This is a genomic window from Rhizobium sp. 18055, from assembly GCF_902706285.1.
Taxonomy (GTDB): domain Bacteria; phylum Pseudomonadota; class Alphaproteobacteria; order Rhizobiales; family Rhizobiaceae; genus Rhizobium.
This window is the reverse complement of record NZ_CACSKD010000210.1, coordinates 1-468: the sequence shown is the minus strand read 5'-3', so window position 1 is coordinate 468 and position 468 is coordinate 1. Positions and strand designations below refer to the sequence as shown.

General features: G+C 63.5%; 1 pseudogene. It reads right to left on the bottom strand.

The features are described 5' to 3' along the window. Positions 1-61: 61 nt before the first annotated feature. Positions 62-468, bottom strand: a pseudogene (locus tag GVL52_RS28765) (cytochrome c oxidase subunit II); the annotation flags it as partial.

Genomic DNA, 468 nt, shown 5'->3' with positions numbered 1-468 from the left:
GCTGTAGCCATGGATTCGGGTGCCTTGTGGATCTGACGGGTTCTATTCGGTCAACCGGACTTCAGCGGGCTTCGGCGAAGCTCGTTCCGTTGTCGATGCGCGCGTACTTGGTCTTCGCTTCCTTCAGCCAGTCGGCATAGGCCTGCTCGCTGACGACGCGGACGACGATCGGCATGTAGGCGTGACGCTGGCCGCACAGCTCCGAGCACTGGCCGTGGAAGGTGCCTTCCTTGTCGGCCCGGAACCACATCTGGTTCAGGCGGCCCGGCACGGCGTCGATCTTGAAACCGAAGGCCGGCATCGCCCAGGAATGCAGCACGTCCGCCGCCGTGACCTGGATCTTCACGATCTTGCCCAGCGGCACGACCATCTCGTTGTCGGTCTGGAGCAGGCGGGGCTGCTTGTCCTCGTCGATGTTGGCATCGAACGTGAAACCGCCGCCGGTCTCGGTTTGCGGGTACTCGTAGG